At 69.8% G+C, this 14,536-nt stretch carries 14 protein-coding genes and 2 riboswitches; of the genes, 2 read left to right on the forward strand and 12 right to left on the reverse strand.

Annotated features, from left to right (window positions below; genetic code table 11):
* Positions 1-352: 352 nt before the first annotated feature.
* The 9 genes from RR3_RS20510 to RR3_RS20550 form a co-directional block, all read right to left on the reverse strand.
* A complete protein-coding gene (locus tag RR3_RS20510) occupies positions 353-1,300 on the reverse strand; it encodes an ABC transporter permease (protein WP_064065688.1) in 948 nt (315 codons plus the stop codon).
* The gene (locus RR3_RS20515; RefSeq protein ID WP_064065687.1) at positions 1,300-2,868 is read right to left on the reverse strand and encodes an ABC transporter substrate-binding protein; all 1,569 of its coding nucleotides are present in this window, start codon (positions 2,866-2,868) and stop codon (positions 1,300-1,302) included. The genes RR3_RS20510 and RR3_RS20515 overlap by 1 nt, the downstream gene beginning before the upstream one ends.
* Positions 2,869-2,924: 56 nt before the next feature.
* Complete coding sequence (locus RR3_RS20520) at positions 2,925-3,749, reverse strand: class I SAM-dependent methyltransferase (RefSeq protein ID WP_026137565.1); 825 nt, start codon at positions 3,747-3,749, stop codon at positions 2,925-2,927.
* On the reverse strand, positions 3,746-5,002 hold the full coding sequence (locus RR3_RS20525; RefSeq protein WP_064065686.1) for an MFS transporter: 1,257 nt from the start codon (positions 5,000-5,002) through the stop codon (positions 3,746-3,748). Before RR3_RS20525 ends, RR3_RS20520 begins: the two co-directional genes overlap by 4 nt.
* Entirely contained in the window at positions 4,999-6,027 is a 1,029-nt protein-coding gene (locus tag RR3_RS20530) for an enolase C-terminal domain-like protein (protein ID WP_026137564.1), read from the reverse strand. The genes RR3_RS20525 and RR3_RS20530 overlap by 4 nt, the downstream gene beginning before the upstream one ends.
* Complete coding sequence (locus RR3_RS20535) at positions 6,024-7,097, reverse strand: PLP-dependent cysteine synthase family protein (RefSeq protein ID WP_010593446.1); 1,074 nt, start codon at positions 7,095-7,097, stop codon at positions 6,024-6,026. Before RR3_RS20535 ends, RR3_RS20530 begins: the two co-directional genes overlap by 4 nt.
* The gene (locus tag RR3_RS20540) at positions 7,094-7,942 is read right to left on the reverse strand and encodes a hypothetical protein (protein ID WP_017679851.1); all 849 of its coding nucleotides are present in this window, start codon (positions 7,940-7,942) and stop codon (positions 7,094-7,096) included. The genes RR3_RS20535 and RR3_RS20540 overlap by 4 nt, the downstream gene beginning before the upstream one ends.
* Positions 7,939-9,228, reverse strand: coding sequence for an ATP-grasp domain-containing protein (locus RR3_RS20545; protein WP_026137563.1), 1,290 nt, complete (start codon positions 9,226-9,228; stop codon positions 7,939-7,941). The genes RR3_RS20540 and RR3_RS20545 overlap by 4 nt, the downstream gene beginning before the upstream one ends.
* Positions 9,229-9,483: 255 nt before the next feature.
* Positions 9,484-9,843, reverse strand: a complete 360-nt coding sequence (locus RR3_RS20550) for a TetR family transcriptional regulator (protein ID WP_325051604.1) — start codon at positions 9,841-9,843, stop codon at positions 9,484-9,486.
* Between RR3_RS20550 and RR3_RS20555 the strand changes: the two genes are divergently transcribed.
* Complete coding sequence (locus tag RR3_RS20555) at positions 9,741-10,091, forward strand: FBP domain-containing protein (protein WP_082752478.1); 351 nt, start codon at positions 9,741-9,743, stop codon at positions 10,089-10,091. The genes RR3_RS20550 and RR3_RS20555 overlap by 103 nt on opposite strands.
* A gap of 43 nt (positions 10,092-10,134) precedes the next feature.
* Here RR3_RS20555 and RR3_RS20560 read toward each other — a convergent pair whose 3' ends face one another.
* Positions 10,135-11,442, reverse strand: a complete 1,308-nt coding sequence (locus RR3_RS20560; protein WP_040274195.1) for an LLM class flavin-dependent oxidoreductase — start codon at positions 11,440-11,442, stop codon at positions 10,135-10,137.
* Complete coding sequence (locus RR3_RS20565; RefSeq protein WP_040274193.1) at positions 11,442-12,206, reverse strand: 3-oxoacyl-ACP reductase; 765 nt, start codon at positions 12,204-12,206, stop codon at positions 11,442-11,444. The genes RR3_RS20560 and RR3_RS20565 overlap by 1 nt, the downstream gene beginning before the upstream one ends.
* Before the next feature lie 54 nt (positions 12,207-12,260).
* A riboswitch (TPP riboswitch) is annotated at positions 12,261-12,353 on the reverse strand.
* A 200-nt stretch (positions 12,354-12,553) separates the two neighbouring features.
* A riboswitch (TPP riboswitch) is annotated at positions 12,554-12,648 on the reverse strand.
* A 376-nt stretch (positions 12,649-13,024) separates the two neighbouring features.
* On the opposite strand from RR3_RS20565, the gene RR3_RS20570 reads away from it, so the two are divergent.
* Positions 13,025-14,152, forward strand: coding sequence for a GAF domain-containing protein (locus tag RR3_RS20570; protein WP_010593452.1), 1,128 nt, complete (start codon positions 13,025-13,027; stop codon positions 14,150-14,152).
* 92 nt (positions 14,153-14,244) lie between these two features.
* Here the strand turns inward: RR3_RS20570 and RR3_RS20575 are convergent, their stop codons facing one another.
* Complete coding sequence (locus RR3_RS20575) at positions 14,245-14,535, reverse strand: DUF3263 domain-containing protein (RefSeq protein WP_010593453.1); 291 nt, start codon at positions 14,533-14,535, stop codon at positions 14,245-14,247.
* Between the last annotated feature and the right edge of the window lies 1 nt (position 14,536).

Here is a 14,536-nt window from a genome sequence, read left to right on the forward strand (position 1 = left end):
GGCAGCGACAGCAGCAGATCCAGGGGGCGCATCAGCATCTCGTCGACGATCGGTACCCGAGCGGTCGCGGCAGCTATCCCCCACGGCACGGCGAGGAGGTACGTCAGGGCCACGGCCGCCGCGGCCACCAGCACCAGCGAACGCCCCCCGAGCAGGACCTGCGTGAGCAGGTCGCGCCCCTCGGAATCGGTTCCCAGAAGCCACTGGTCCCCGTAGGTGAACGCCGGGCCACGGGCACCGGGTTCGGTGAACAAGGGCCCCAGCAGCGCGACCGCGAGCGGGACCGCCGTCAGGGCAGCCCCGACGCGCACCCGGGACCGCCCACCCGCACGCTCGAGAAACGTGGAGCCGGTCACGATGCCGATCCGGCCGTGGGGTTGAGCTGGAACGCCGCGATGTCCGCGACCGTGTTCACCGCCACCGTGATCACCGCGAACACCGTCACCAATCCCATCAACAGCGGAATGTCGCGGCTGCTGACCGCGCTGACCAGCAGCTGCCCGAGACCGCCGAGCGCGAACACCGCCTCGACGACCACGACCCCGCCGAGCAGCCAATCGGCGACCCGCGCGAGATGCTGTGTCGCCGGGGTGAGCGAGCCCGGCAGGGCATGCCGCCAGATCACCCGCCGCACGGGCACACCGAGGCGACGGGTGTGCCGGATGTATTCGGAGTCCAGGGTGGTGATCAGCGACGAGCGCACCAACCGCGACAGCGAGCACACCGGGCGGATCACCAGCACCAGTACGGGCAGCACCCACAGCTCCGGTTGCATCAGCAACGGACCACCGGCGCCGACCGCGGTGGGCGCGAACCATCCCAGCCCGACCGCGAACACTGCCACCAGCACGATCGCCAACGCGAATTCCGGTGCCGCGTAGAACGCTACGGTCAGGGCGGTGACGGCCCGGTCGATCCGGTGGCCGCGGCGCACCGCGGCGACCACCCCGAGGAGCAGTGCCAGCGGGACCAGCACCACGAACGCCAGGGCGGCGAGGGTCAGCGTCGGCGCCAGCGCCGAGCCCAGCATCGCGGTGACGGGGCGGCCGGATACCACGGAGGTGCCCAGGTCGCCGCCGAGCAGATCGGTCAGCCAGTCCCCGAACTGCACGGACAGCGGCCGGTCCAGCCCGAGGAGTTCGCGTAACTGCGCAATCCGCCGCGGATCTGCGTCATCGCCCGCGATCACCACCGCAGCGTCCCCCGGCAGCAGGGCGGCGATCGCGAAGACGACGACGAGTACGCCCAGCACCTGGGTCAGTCCCACCGTGAGGCGGGTACCGGCGTAGCGGGCGAGCATCACGAAAGCCAGGCCTTGTCGAAACGGGCGTACCCGAGGGTGTTGCTGGGCGCATTCTCGGCCATCCCCGCCAGATGCGGCGCCATCCCGTGCAGGCCGTCGGAGAAGCCCCACACCAGCAGACCGCCCTCGCTGTGGAGCTGCGACTGCATCTGCTGATATGCGCGGGCCCGGACGTTCTCGTCGGTGGTTTCGCTGGCGGTGGCGAACAAGGCGTCGAACTCGGGGCGGCGCCACTGGGTGTAGTTCTTCGCCGAGGTCGACAGCATCCGCTGCGCGAGGTGCGTTTCGATGGGCATGGCCCCGGAGCGGAAACTCGACAACACACCCTCGTCGAGGGTGCGCGTCCAATAGGTCGATCCCTCACCGACTTTCACATCGATCTTCAGTCCGGCGCGTCCGGCCTGCTCGGCCAGGATGTTGGCGGCCTCGACGAAGCCGTTGGTGGCGCCGGTGGTCTGCAGTTCGATGGTCGCGTTCCGGGCGCCGGCCTTGCGGATCAGGGCCTCGGCCTCGTCCAGATCCAGGGTGCGCTGCGGCAGGTCGGCCGCGTAGTACTTGGCGTCCTTGCCGAACAGGTCGTTGCCGACCACACCGGTGCTGCCCAGCACGGTGGTGACCAGCTCGTCGCGATCGACGAGGGCGAACATCGCCCGCCGCAGATCCACGTTGTCGAAGGGGGGCCGGTCCACCTTCATCGCGAACGCCGACATCGCGCTGCGCGGCGACCGCAGGATCTGCATCCGGGCATCGGTTTCGTAGGTGCGCGCCGAGGTGACACCGAGGTCGTCGGCGTAGTCGACCTGCCCACCGAGCAGGGCGTTGATCCGTGCGGTCTCGTCCGGAGCGGTGAGGATCTCGAGTTCGTCCACATGGGGGGCACCGTCCCAGTAGTCGGGGAATCGCGCGGTGACGAGCGAGCGCCCCGGTTCGAACGAGACGAACGTGAACGGCCCGGAGCCGATCGGACGGCTGAAGTCGGTGGTGCCCTCCGGGATGATGTAGGCGCCGAACGCGGCCAGCACGTTCGCCAGTTCCCCGCACGGGCGGGCGCAGACGAACTCGATCGTGTGGTCGTCGAGGGCGCGGGAGCGGGCGATGTCGATCACCTCGAGAGAGGCCCGCGGGCGCAGTGCGTTCACCGGGTCCAGGATCCGCCGGTAGGAGTACAGCACGTCGGCGGCGCGCACCGGCCGGCCGTCGTGGAAGACCGCCGGGCGCAGCTCCACCGTCCAGGTGGTCGCGTCGGCGTTCGGATGCCAGGCGGTGGCGAGCCGCGGTACCGGGCCGAGGTCGTCGCCGTATTCGACGAGCTTGTCGTAGAGCGCGTTCGCGCGGGCGACGTCGGCGTACAGGTTGGTCTTGTGCGGGTCCAACACCTCCTGTGCGCCACCGCCCGCGAACACCGCTCGCAGTCGGCCGCCGTCCCGGGGCCCGGCGGTGGCCGCGGGGGCGGTCTCGCCGCTCGTGCTGCATGCCCCGAGCAGTACGGCGCCGGCGGCGGCGCCGAGGCCGAGGAACGAGCGACGGCTCAGGTGCGGATGCGGAGGCAGGGCAATCGGATTCATCGGGGTATCTCCTCGGGCAGTGGATCGAGCGGGTCGGGGTGAAGAGTGGGGGTGAGTCAGACGGCCTCGGCGATCACGTGCAGCCGGTCGCCGCAGAGCGCAGTACCGCCGAGATCGGTTCCTTGCCCCGGCCAGCCGGTCTCGGTGCGGGGTCCGGGTGTGTCGAACAGTGCCCGCACCACGAATCCGGCGCGCTGCAGGTGGCCGGTCAGCTCCAGCGGAAACAGCAGCCGCCACGCCGAGGTCTGGACGAGGGGCTCGGCGGACTCGGGGATCTGCCACCGCCGGCGGCGGCGTAGCAGCTGCGCCGCGTGGTCGATCCACAGGGTGGTCTCCGCCCGCCAGGTGTGGCCGTGCCAGGAGAAGGACGAGCGGGTGGGCCCGTCGAGGAGTTCGGTGTTGCCGAGGAAGAAGGCGCCGTTGCGCATTTCCGCGATCAGCAGCCCACCGGGCCGTAGGTGCCTGCGGCAGCAGCGCAGGCACGATTCCAGCTCGACGTCGGTGTGGCAGTACAGCAGGGCACTGTCGAGGCAGACGATGGCGTCGACGCTCGCGTCGACCTCGAAGGTGCGCAGGTCGCCGACCGCGGCTCTCACGCCCGGATACTGTTGTTGCGCGTACCGCACCATCGCCGGGGACTGGTCGATGCCCAGGCAGCGGTATCCCCGCCGGGCCAGGTATCCCAGGTCGCGGCCGGTGCCACAGCCCAGGTCCAGCACTGTCGCGGGGTGTGTCCGCGGCGCCGGATCGTCGGAGGTCAGGTAGGTCGCGAGAATGTCGTCGACGAACCGGGCGGCGCTGTGGTCCGGGTCGGGGAATCGTGCCTCGTACAGAGCGGGGTTGTCCGTCAACAGGTTCCGAGCCCCTGCAGCCGCGGTCATGTCCGCGCTCCGGCCGGGTCGGCGAGCAGGCCGCGGCGGTGCAACAGCCAGATCCCGGTGGCCGAACCCCATGCGAGGGCGACGCACACCAGCGCTCCGGGCCACCCGTTGCCCAGGTCGAGGCCGTATCCGATCAGCGCATTGCCGCCGGCGGCGGCCACCCCGGAGACCAGGTAGAACATCCCGAACAGAGTTCCGGACATGTTCGACGGCCCGTATGCCGGGATCAGTTCCATCACGAACGGCTGCGCGATCAGGATGCCCGCTTCGAGGATCAGGGCGGAGAGCAACAGCGGTGCCAGCGTCAGGGCGATCCGTCCCGCGCCGTGGGAGGGTTCGCCCCACAGGACCGGCAGTGCCACCACGAACGCGGCGCCCATCAGCATCAGCCCCGCCGTGATCGCGGTGCCCCGGCTGGTGTGGCGATCGAACCATCGGGTCAGCCGCACCTGAGCGAGCAGACCGAAGACGGTGGTGGACAGGAACAGCACCGCCACTGCCCCACTCCAGTCGGTGATCCGCCCGGCCAGCACCGGATACACCAGATACATCTGCGTCTGCAGGGCGAACATCCCGAGCATGGTCACGGTGAACAGCACGAACCGGCGGTCGGCCAGCACCGCACCCCAGCCGCGGAGCACCGTCGTCTCGGCGCGGTCCACCGGGTGGGCGGGCAGAAACCGCAGCTGCGCCAGGGTGAGGGCGGCGAAGACGGCCGCCGCGGCGACGGCGACGGTACGGAAGTCCACCGTCAGCAGCGCGCTGCCGATCAGCGGCCCGGACAGTGCCCCCGCCTGTGCGAAGGCATTGAAGACCGCGAACGCCTCCGCCCGGCGCCGGGGTTCGGCGACGGCGATGTAGGAGCGCACGGCCGGATTGAACAGAGCCCCAGCCAATCCCGACAGAACAGAGGCGAGCAGCAGCAGCGGCACGCTGGTGCCCACAGCGAACACCGCGAAGCCCACCGACCGTAGTGCGCAGCCGGCGATGATGACCCGATGGGGTCCGAGCCGGTCGGCAGCGGTGCCCCCGATCAGGAACAACCCCTGCTGGCTGAGGGTGCGCGCCCCGAGGACCAGGCCGGTGATCGCCAGGGACAGACCCAGGTTCCCGGTCAGATGCATCGACAGGTACGGCACCAGCATGTAGAAGCCGGTGTTGACGCCGTACTGGTTGAGCACCAGCAGTTGTACCGAGCGGGGGAAGCTGCGCAGCAGAGCGAAGGTCCCTGCCGGGGAGTCGGTGGCGGTCATCGCGTTTCCTCGTTGTCGGGTCGGTACACGCCGAGTCCGGGCAGGCCGCTCGGGCGCAGCTTTCCGTCTCCGCCCCCGAGGCCGGCCCACGGGTCTCGGGCGAGCAGCAGGTGCCCGTCCAGGTCGCACCATCGGGCCAGGGACGCCAGCTGAACCGCGGGGGCGATACCCAGCGAGCTGCACACCAGGCAGCCGAGCATCACCTCCATTCCGCGCGCGCCGGCCGCCTCGGCCAGTGCGTGGGCGCGGTAGATGCCGCCGCACTTGGCGAGTTTGATGTTCACCACGTCCGCGAGGCCGGTCAGCTCGTCCAGGTCCGTCAGGTCGTGGACGGCCTCGTCCGCGACGAGCGGAAGATCGGTGCGGCTGCGCAGCTCCCGCATTCCGTCGCGGTCGTGCACCGGCAGCGGTTGTTCGAGCGCGACGATCGGCAGACCACCGCTGTCGGCGAGTACCGACAGCGCGGTGGCGGCGGTCCACGCTTCGTTCGGGTCGACGATCAGGTCCACGCCTGGAGCGGCAGCGGCGATGGCGGCCAGCCGCCGTACCGATTCGGTCGGGTCGGCGTCGGTCTTGACCTTCAGCAGAGCGAACCCGCACCCGGACAACTCGGCGGCCTCGGCGGCCATGTCCTCGGGCGCACCGATTCCGAGGGTGCGGGAGATCGGGATCTCGGCGGGCAGCGGCAGCCCGAGGTGCGCAGCGACCGTCTGCCTGTTCACGCGTGCCCGGTAGTCGGCGACGGCGGACCACACGGCGCCGGCGACCGCCGGGTGCACGTGTGCCGGAATCGTTTCGGGGATCCCTCGGGCACCGCAGCACGCCGCGACCGCCCGCAGTTGGGCCTCGACGAGGTGCACGTCCAGGCCCGCGAACACGGAGGTGACGACCTCGCCGCGGCCGCACGATCCCGTGTCGGGATCGGTCACGGTGACCGTGATCGCCTGGCGGGACGACATCACCGCCCGGCTGATCCGGAACGGCCGGGCCAGGGCGAGGGTGCTCACCGACCAGGTCAGGCTCATCGCGCCGTCTCCATCCGGTCCCTCGCCCCCGGGTGCGGGGCCCGCACGGATTCGCACCGCGTCCAGCACTCCGCCGGGTCACCGCACTCGGCGATCTCGTGCGGATGTGTTCGCGGCGGAGCGAGCAGGCTGTGCCGAGCACACCAGTCGTCGTCGAAGATGGTGCGCAGGTAGCGGTCGGGGCCGTCCGGAAAGACGGTGACCACCGAGCCCGGCCAGCGGGTGGCCGCCCACCCGGCCACCGTGGCCACCGCACCCGTCGACCAGCCGCCGGTGTGGAACCCGTCCCGCGCCAGGCTGCGGCAGGCGTGCACGGCCTCGCGCGGGCCGACCCAGTGCACCTCGTCGAACATCTCGTATCGCACATTGCGCGGATGCACGCTGCTGCCCAGTCCCCGCATGACCCGGCAGGCGGCGGGCTGTCCGAAGATCGTCGACCCCACCGCATCGACCCCGATGATCCGCAGGTCCGGCCACGCCTGGCGCAACCGCAGACCCACTCCGCTGCTGTGGCCGCCGGTGCCCACACTGCACACAAGCACCTCGGCCCGCTCGATACCCTGTGCGGCCAGGCCCGCGACGATCTCGTCGGCGAGCCCGTGGTAGCCCACGGCGTTGTCGGGATTGTCGTACTGGTTGGGCCAGTACGCATCCGGGTCGGCGGCAAGAATCCGGTGCAGGACGTCGAGCCTGGCCTGCTGCCACCCGCCTTCCGGGTGCGGACGGTCCACGATCTCCACGGTGGCACCCAGCGCGCACAGCAAATTGCGCATGGCGGGTTCGAGCTCGCAGTCCACCACCAGGGTCACGGGGTGGCCGAGTGGCTGTGCCACGTATGCCAACCCGACTCCCAAAGTGCCGCTGGTCGATTCGACGATCCGCGCGCCGTCCCGCAGTTCCCCGCGTCGCCGGGCGCCGACCAGCATCGACAGGGCCGACCGCGCCTTGAGCCCACCGAGGCCGAGCGCCTCGATCTTCGCGAAGTAGCCCGGATGCCGGGTCGGCACCGGCGTGAGGATGCGGACGAGTGGGCTGTTCCCCACCCGCGCCGGTAGATCGATCACAGTCATCGTGCCCTCGACCCGTGGTACAGGTAGATCGGGCCGGCGTCCCCGGTCAGCCAGAAGAACGGGTACGGCTCGGCCGAGAGTGCGTCGATGCCGTGTCCGAGCAACTCCCGGGCGACCGCGGCGCCACTCTGGGCGAACATCGTGATCGGAATCCGCCGGCCGGACGCCGCCACCCGCGCGAACAAGGTGTCGACGGTGCCGTTGCCCAGCATCATTCCGCTGGCCAGCACCGCATCACACTCGTCGAGATGCTCGGTGAAGTCGGTAACGATCGGCTCACCCCACTCGGTGGTGCCGCCCTTCAGATCACACGGCACGTACCGCAGCCCGCGCTCGCGCAAGCTGACGAGCAGCGAGTTGACCACTCCGATCACCAGCACCCGCCCGCCGGGTGGTGCGTCGACCAGCCCGGTCACGTGATGCGCCCGGGCCAGCGAGCGCTGCAGCGAATCCCCGGAATCCAGCTGCACCGTCACTGCGCGGGGCTCATCCGAGTGCGGGCGCTGGTGCGTCAGGTAGGCGTCGAGTGCGGCGATCTGCACGGCGATCTCGGCATGGTGCAGCAGATCGGCCACTGCCACCCCTGCGCAGGCGTGCACGATCTCCGGATCCACCGAGCCCGGCTCGACCGCGCACGAGCCCGTCGCAGCCCCCACCCGCAGCGAGATCACCTGGTTGCGGTAGCCGCCACTGCGCCCGCCGTGCCGTACCCCCTGTGACGTGGTGAACGCAACCGACACCACCACGTCGCGCGCGGGACGCCGGGCAGGGTCGGTGCGGTAACACTCGAGAAGCGCAGCCAGGCGCCCGTTCGTCGCGGTATCGATCGCCGAGGTGGCGGTCACGACGCCGGCTCCTCGCCGTATGTGGCGGAGATCGACGACAACAGGCGCTCCGCCAGCGGGCGGGCCCCGGACCGCTCCGGCGAGATGACGACGACGCTGCCCAGGTAGCTGTTGTTGTCCATTCCCGGCGTGGTTCGGTGACCGGGCCCCTTGAACGCCGCCGAGACCACCGACGGATCGGCTGCGACGGTGTCCACTCCCTCGATTCCGGTGACGACACCCGCCCTCGTCGGCACCAGCATGCTCACGGCTGCGCTCGAGGGCCGTCCACCGTCACGGTGCTCGTCCGGGACCGCCGGGACGATCGGCTCGCGTCCCAGTGCGAGTTCGACCGCCACCCGCGGCAGGTCGACTCCGCTCACATGCCGGATCAGCTCGGTGATCTGATTGCCGGCCGGCCGTGGATTGATCTCGATGATCCGCGGCCCGGCGGCGGTCAGGCGCAGTTCGGTGTGCACCACACCGTGATCGAGGCCCACCGCGTCGATCGCCTCCTCCGCGGCGGCCACCACCTTCGCGCGGTCCCCCTCAGCCAGGTCGGCCGGAAACATGTGCCCGGTCTCCACGAAACCCGACGTCCCACCCAGGCTCTTGTCGGTCACGCCGACCGTGTGGACCTTTCCGCGTGAAATCCAGCTCTCCACACTGAATTCCGGTCCGGCGAGGAACTCCTCGAGCAACACCACCGGACTCCGCCGCTGCCCGCGCGCATTGATCTCGAACCCGCGCAGCGCGTGCACCGCCGACTCGACATCCAGCCAACTGTCCGCGCGTCGCACGAACATTCCCGCACACAGGTCGGTGGGCTTGACCACCAAGGGGAATCCCACCAACTCGGCCGCGGTACGGAGCCGGATCGGGTCGTCGACCGAGGCGGTGGTGTGCCGCGGCCCCGGGACACCGACGCAATCCAACACCGCCCGGGTGCGCGCCTTGTCGCAGGCGGTCTCGATCGCCTCGGGTGTCGGACCGGGAAGTCCGAGCGCGGCGGCAATTCGCGCGGCCGTCGGCAGGTAGTAGTCGCAACTGGTGAGGACGCCGTCGATCCTTGCCTCGGCATCGATCCGCCGCGCCGCCTCGAGTGCGGCAGCCGGATCGTTGGTCTCGGCAGTCGCCACCGCGCGACCGAGACGCAGCGGATGCGGGGAGCCGTCCGGCAGGATGTCCGGGTAGTGCCCCGGTCGTCGGGTCAGGAATGTGAACTCGACTCCCAGGTCGGCAATCGCTCTCGGCAGCAACGTTCCCATTGCCCCGACCCAGCTCTCGACCAGCAGTAGGTGTGCCACACGTGGCCTTCCGCTCGCATCCTCCGTAGTACCCAGCGCCACAGAAGCTACTGATAATCGTTATCGTTAGCAAGACTGGTTGTGCCGGACGATTGCGAGGCCGATGAGAACGGTGGCCCACGAAGGTCCGGCAGCTCGTGCCGATCCGCCGATCGAGCCGGGGCTCGATCCCAGGCCGGTCGGCGACCCCGGCGACGCCGGGAAAGCCCGGAACAGCGGTGCGAACGGGATCGCGACGAACGATTGGCGGGCTGCTCACTCGGCCGGGTCACGGACCCCTTCCTCGTCCGAGGAAGTCGCACGGGAGATCTCGGTACGGACCGCCCGGACGGCGTCCCGATGCGCCGCATCGGTGGCGTCGTTGCAGCCGAGCGCAAGGCCCTCGAGGAGAAGACCTCGATGGGCCGCGAGGATGCGCGAGGCGACGGACCGGGCCGCGCCCGGTGACGCGCCCGCGGCCTCGATCGCCGTGGCCATGGGGTCGAGCCATTCGGTCACCACCGGGACGAGGAATGTCTGCTGCAGCTCGGGATCCCGCGTCGCCGCGGTATAGATCTCGAAGAACATGGCGGTTCGCCGGCGCCCATCCGGGGTGTGCGCTTCCGCCCAGGCCAGCTCGAGCCCACCGCACCGGCGGGACGTCGCTGTTCACGGCGCGTAAGGCCGGCGCCGGCGGCAAGGCCGGAAACAGCATCGGAACCTACATGTGCAGCAACTTCGCATGCTCACTGTATGTGCGGGAGCTGGCGCCTCTGCCCGGCAATCAGCCCGATCGAGCACTGCCCACCGAGACTCGGATCCGCCGGCTCGGGACTCGACTCGGTGGCTTCGTCGGGCGCGTGCTCGACGAGCAGGAACCCTGACCGCGCTGTGCACTACCCGAGCGGCGCCGTCACCCGAGTGCCTTCACGCGAAGGACCACAGTCCCAGACTGTCGCGCAAGGTGGCCCCGGGGTATGCGGTGCGAAACAGGCCGCGGCGTTGCAGTTCCGGGACGACGAGGTCGACGAAGTCGTCCAGCGAATCCGGATACGCCGGACACATCAGGTTGAATCCGTCGCAGGCGCCGGCGACGAACCACTCCTCGATCCGATCCGCGATCGCTTCGGGCGTGCCGATCATCGTCGCATGTCCTCCTCCGGCCGCGAGGTAGCCGAGCAGTTCACGCAGTGTGGGCCGGTGCGTTTCGATGATCCGTTGTACCGTCGCGTAGCGGCCCTGCGGGCCGGAGAACTGATCGAGGGGCGGCAGGTCGTCCACCGGCGCGTCGAGATCGTGGCCCGTGTAGTCCTGACCGGTGAAGACACCGAGCTGGGCGAGCGCGGCGTCGATGTCGAGCAACGCGTCCAGGGTCGCCTTCTTCGCCCGGGCCTCGTCCTCGGTGCGACCGACGTAGGGGACGAGGCCCGGCAGTATCGCAATCGACGCGGGATCTCGTCCGGCGGCGGCAGCGCGGCCACGCAGATCGGTTGCGAAGTCGAGCGCCGCGGCCGAATCCCACGACACCGAGTACACCGCTTCGGCGTGCCGCGCTGCGAGGTTGCGTCCGGTCTCCGACGCGCCCGCTTGGAACAGCACCGGACGCCCCTGCGGACAACGCGGCACGGTGAGCGGCCCGTCGACGCGGAAGTGCTGACCGCGGTGGTCGATCCGACGGATGGCATCGGCGTCGAGGTATCGACCGGCCGCGCGATCGACGAGGATGCCGGCTTCGTCCCACGAGTCCCACAGCGCAGTCAGCACCTCGATGAACTCCTCGGCGCGGCCGTAACGCTCGGCATGGTCCGGCAGCGCGTCGAACCCGTGGTTGCGCGCCTCCGCGTCGAACATCGAGGTCACAATGTTCACCCCGGCCCGTCCACCGCTGATGTGGTCCAGCGAGGCGAGCATCCGCGCCGCATGGAACGGTGTATGGAAGCTCGCGGACACCGTGGTGACCAGCCCGATGCGATTCGTCCTGCGCGCCATGGCGGACAGCGCGGTCAGGGGTTCGAGAAACCACGTGGTCCCGGCCGTGTAGCCCGGGTTCACGCAGTGTCCGTCGGCGAAGAACACCGCATCGAGGCAGCCGCGTTCGGCGGTCCGCGCGAGTTCCTCGTAGTAGGCGATGTCGCCGATTCGCTCCGCCGCGGACGATGGATGCCGCCAGGCCGCCGAATGGTGGCCGACACCGTGGAGAAAGGCGTTCAGATGGAGGGTGCGGGGCTCCGGCATCAGTTCATCACCAGTCCACCGTCGACCACCAGGTTCTGGCCGGTCACTGCTCGCGACCAGTCGGAAGCGAAGAACAGGACGGCGGCGGCGACGTCCGCCGGGGTGGTGACCTTCCGCAGGGGCGTGGAGGCGGCGATCAGGTCGAATACTTCCTCGGGGGTCGCTGCCGATGCGTCGGTGGTGCGCAGCAGCCCGCCGGAGACCATGTTCACGCGGATGCCTTCGGGCCCGAGGTCTGCCGCGAACGTGCGGGTCAGCGACAGCAGTGCCGCCTTGGCGGCGGTGTAGTCGTGATACGGCACCACCGGGTTCTGGAACAGGTTGGTGCCGATGTTGATGACGGTGCCGCCGCCGGCCTCGCGCATGCCGGGCAGGGCCGCCTGGATCGTGTTGACAGCGCCGCCGACGATGCCGTCGAGTTGAGCGGCGAAGTCGCCGTAGCCGATCTCGTCGGCTCTGCGGCGCGCGTCGCCGTTGAAGGAGAAGTCGGGCAGCGCGTTGTTGACCACGGTGGTGACCGGCCGGCCGAACTGTTTCCGGGCCTGCGTGAACAGGACGTCTACCTGCGCGGCGTCGGTCACGTCGGCGGGCAGGGCGATCGCACGGTCCGGGCCGATCTTCTCGGCGAGGGCGTGGGCGGCGTCGCTGCTGTTGCGGTAGTTGACCACGACGGCGGCGCCCTCGTCGGCGAACGCCTGCGCGAGGTGGCGACCGAGACCGCGCCCGGCGCCGGTGACGAGGACAGTCTGGTTCTGCAGGAGCATTGTCTGTTCTTTCCCTTCGGTGGGAAGGGGTTCACCGCAGCGACGGACCACACGGCCGCGCCGGCTCGGCATCCCTTCGCTCGCATGATCGAGATCAGGTTCGACGGGTCTGTCTCTCAGCCGTTTCCGGCACCCCGTGTCGAGTCCGTCGCAAGACTACCCCGGCTGTGCCTGCACGTCGAACTTCGATGTCACATCGGACAACTCGGCAGGCTGCGAAGGATCCCCGCCCGGCACGAGGACGATCCGGCGGCAGTGGGTCGCCTGAACATGGTCCAGAAGAAGCGCTGCCTGTCCTCCGGAATCCGAACCGGCAACGGACAACACTCGCGGCGGTGGACAAGCAGACATCGTCGTTCGGACATCCCTTCGCTAGTACGAACTAGAGCAGGTTCGACGAGTGTGATCTCAGCCCTCCTCCAGGGCACCCCGTGTCGAGAGGATCATAAGGCGTCGACGTCGTTCGGCGGCTCGGTGGGGCCGCGGGAGATGGACGGGTTCGGTGGCGAGCCGGCCGGGGCCACGCCGTACACGGTGCGGTCCGCTTCCCGCGGGTGTGTCGACCTGTGGTGGCGTGCGTGGGGCCCGAAAGCGTTCGTGCGGAACGATCTTGCTCAGGCAGTGTGCCGGTCGACCCACTTCTCGGCGAGTGTGCGAGATTGTCGACGAATTCCGCATTCGTGACGGCCGCAGACGGCAGGGGCCATGGTGTGGCTCACACTCCTGACGGTAGGCTGGACGGCGTGAGTAAGGCCAGTTCGGCACGCCAACGGTTGCTCGCTTCCGGTTCCGGTGAAGACTTGTCGCGCCGCGCCCGATTGCTGAGCGACGTCCACGACGCGGTGATGTCCGGTCGGACGCCGCCGGTACCGCCGCGCGACGTCGTCGCCCGGTCGTGGTCGCGTCTTCGGGCAGACGGTGTCAGTCCCGCCCGGTGTGAGGACGTCGTACTCGCGGACACTTCCGAACTCGAGGCGCGCCGTGCACGAAGTGCCCTGAGATCGGTTCTGCCCGAGCTACGCGGCACCCTGACCGAGGTGGCGAGCGACGCGAACTTCATCGTGGTCGTCGCAGACTCGGACGGGGTGGTGTTGTGGCGAGAGGGTGCACGCGACGTGCAGAGGGAAGCCGACGTCCTCGGATTCGTGGAGGGCGCCCGGTGGTCGGAGAAGTCGGTGGGCACCAATTCGGTCGGCACGTCGCTGGTCGAGGACGCTCCGGTGCAGCTCTTCTCGGCCGAACACTACGCGCGGTCCCACTACGGCTGGTCGTGTACGGGGTCACCGGTCCACGATCCACGCTCCGGCGAGGTACTCGGGGTACTGGACATCAGCGGGTCCGCGATGTCGGTGCATCCGGCCACCGTGGCCCTCGTGCAGACGGCTGTGCGATTGGCCGAGTCGATGCTCTGGCGCGAGCATGCCGCCCACCTCGACAGGCTCCGTGCCGATGCGGCACCGGTGCTCGCAGCGACGTGTGGGCCTGCCGTCGTCGTGGACGGTCACGGCTGGGTCGTGGCAGCCAGCGGAATCGGCGTTCCCGAACGACTGGCACCGCCGGGCGGCGACCGGCCGCTGCTCGTGCCCGGTCTCGGACTCTGCGTGCCCGAACCGCTCGGTGACGCATGGCTGGTGCGGCGCCGAGCGGAACGGGCGGCCGTCGAACTCGAACTCGACCTGGGAGCGGCTCCGCGGGCGACGGTGCGGGGGGAGACGGAATGGACGCGCGCCCTGTCACCGCGGCACGCGCAGATTCTGCGGGTATTGGCACGTACCCGGTCGGCCGGTATCGATGCCGCGTCGTTGAGCGAGGCCCTGTTCGGCGACCGGGACCACATCGTTGCCGTCCGTGCCGAGGTCTCCCGCCTGCGTAAGAGCCTCGGTCCCGTGCTGACGCCCCAGCCGTACCGGTTCGCTGACGGTGTCGAAGTTCGTGTGGTCAGGTGAGATCCGCCTGTGCAGATCTCGCTCGGAGCTCCCGCCGTCTCCGCGTCGACGAATCCGGGTAGGAGCGGCACGCGCGCCCTGCTCCCCGGGACTCACAGCGGGGCGGACCGGGCTTCTCTCGGAACATCGTCCCTCCGGGTCGGCGCTGATTCGGCGGCGCGCGGGACAACGGTGCGCGCAGCGACGAAGTTGCGCAGGTCCGCGCGCAGTCGGGGGTGCAGCCGTATGGCGGCGGGGCTGTCGAGGATCTCACCCAGCCGGGTCAGATAACCCGCGGGGGTCATACCGAATTCGACGAGAAGGTCTCCGGGACTTCCGCCCCCGTAGGGCAGCCAGCGGCGGGCGAACTCGACGATGCGGTCGTCTTCGACGGCGGAACTCATG

This window comes from Rhodococcus ruber NBRC 15591 (assembly GCF_001894945.1).
Taxonomy (GTDB): Bacteria; Actinomycetota; Actinomycetes; order Mycobacteriales; family Mycobacteriaceae; genus Rhodococcus; species Rhodococcus ruber.

Bases quoted from the DNA above. Each gene is read 5' to 3' on its own strand.
- RR3_RS20575 (WP_010593453.1), bottom strand. From the start codon at position 14,535: ATGAGTTCCGCCGTCGAAGACGACCGCATCGTCGAGTTCGCCCGCCGC.
- RR3_RS20555 (WP_082752478.1), top strand. From the start codon at position 9,741: ATGTCTGCTGCAGCTCGGGATCCCGCGTCGCCGCGGTATAGATCTCGA.
- RR3_RS20520 (WP_026137565.1), bottom strand. From the start codon at position 3,749: ATGACCGCGGCTGCAGGGGCTCGGAACCTGTTGACGGACAACCCCGCT.
- RR3_RS20565 (WP_040274193.1), bottom strand. From the start codon at position 12,206: ATGCTCCTGCAGAACCAGACTGTCCTCGTCACCGGCGCCGGGCGCGGT.
- RR3_RS20530 (WP_026137564.1), bottom strand. From the start codon at position 6,027: ATGAGCCTGACCTGGTCGGTGAGCACCCTCGCCCTGGCCCGGCCGTTC.
- RR3_RS20510 (WP_064065688.1), bottom strand. From the start codon at position 1,300: ATGCTCGCCCGCTACGCCGGTACCCGCCTCACGGTGGGACTGACCCAG.
- RR3_RS20525 (WP_064065686.1), bottom strand. From the start codon at position 5,002: ATGACCGCCACCGACTCCCCGGCAGGGACCTTCGCTCTGCTGCGCAGC.
- RR3_RS20515 (WP_064065687.1), bottom strand. From the start codon at position 2,868: ATGAATCCGATTGCCCTGCCTCCGCATCCGCACCTGAGCCGTCGCTCG.
- RR3_RS20560 (WP_040274195.1), bottom strand. From the start codon at position 11,442: ATGCCGGAGCCCCGCACCCTCCATCTGAACGCCTTTCTCCACGGTGTC.
- RR3_RS20535 (WP_010593446.1), bottom strand. From the start codon at position 7,097: ATGACTGTGATCGATCTACCGGCGCGGGTGGGGAACAGCCCACTCGTC.